1 protein-coding gene and 1 pseudogene are annotated in these 1,143 nt (G+C 71.7%); both read left to right on the plus strand.

Annotation, left to right across the window (positions count from 1 at the left end; genetic code table 11):
- A partial coding sequence (locus tag ACLEQD_RS43900) for an RDD family protein (RefSeq protein ID WP_410391869.1) occupies positions 1-473 on the plus strand: 473 nt, incomplete at its 5' end.
- Between the two features lie 49 nt (positions 474-522).
- A pseudogene (locus ACLEQD_RS43905) lies at positions 523-1,143 on the plus strand (FrgA protein); the annotation flags it as partial.

The raw sequence follows: 1,143 nt of genomic DNA on the forward strand, positions 1-1,143 counted from the left end.
CCGAGGTCCACGCGCGGCCCGCCTCGCTGTGGCGCCGGCTGCTGTCCTTCACCGTCGACACCGCGGCCATCAGCGCCGTGGCGGCGGCCTACATCACCCTGGCCTCGTCGGTCGCGGGCGTGAAGGGTCCGCAGCCGGGGCTGACCGGGCTGGACGCGTTCGTCGCCTGGCTGCGCGCGCTGCACACCGTGCTGCTGCCGGGCGTGGTGCTGGTGCTGGTGCTCGCCACGGTGTACTGCGCGGTCGCGGCCTTCCTGTGGAATGGCAGGACCCTGGGACGCTTGCTCCTGGGCCTGCGGCTGGTGGATACCCACGGCATGGCGCCCACCCCGGGCCGGGCCATCTTCCGGGCGCTGCTCGCCGGGCTTTCCTTCGTTCTCTTCCTGGGCGGCTTCTGGATGGCGCTGTTCGACCGCCGCGGACAGACGCTCCATGACAAGCTGACGTCCACCTTCGTCGTCCAACCGAGCTGAAACCGGCTCATTGTGCCTTGCGGCCGCGGCCGTAAGATGCCGCGGCTTCATGCCTTCGCGTCTTGCCCAGCACCTCGTCTCACGCGCCCTCCTGACCCAGGAGCAGGCCGGGGAGTTGTTGCGTCTGCATCAGGCCCAGGGCGGCCACCTGGACACCGCGCTCCTGGAGCGCGGCTTCACCGAAGCGGACGTCCTCGCGATGCTGGGCGAGGTCTCCGGCTTCCGGCCCGTGAACCTGGTGGACTTCGAGCCCAACCTCGACGTCGCCAGCTTCATCCCCCCCAAGATCGCCGAGCGCCTGAGCGTCGTCCCCCTGTCCCTGGACGGGAACACGCTGCACGTGGCGTGCGCCTACCCGGTGCCCAAGAAGGAGCTGGACGAGGTCGGCTTCCTCCTGGGCAAGCCGCTGGAGCTGTGGGTCGCCATCGAGCTGCGGGTGCGCGAGTGGATCTCCATCATCTACCGCCAGCCGCTGCCGCCCCGCTTCGTCCAGCTGCGGACGCCGTCGCCCAGCAGGCCGGAGCGCTCACGCCGCCCCCGCCTCCGCCGCCGGATGACGAGTCGATGTCCGTGGACATGGTGGAGCAGCTGGCGCGCTCCGTGGCCCAGGAGCCCGTGCCCGCGGCAGCCCGTCCCGCCGCCGCCGCGCGGGAGCCCGAGCCCGCGGACA

This window comes from Corallococcus sp. 4LFB, assembly GCF_046520365.1.
Lineage (GTDB): Bacteria > Myxococcota > Myxococcia > Myxococcales > Myxococcaceae > Corallococcus > Corallococcus caeni.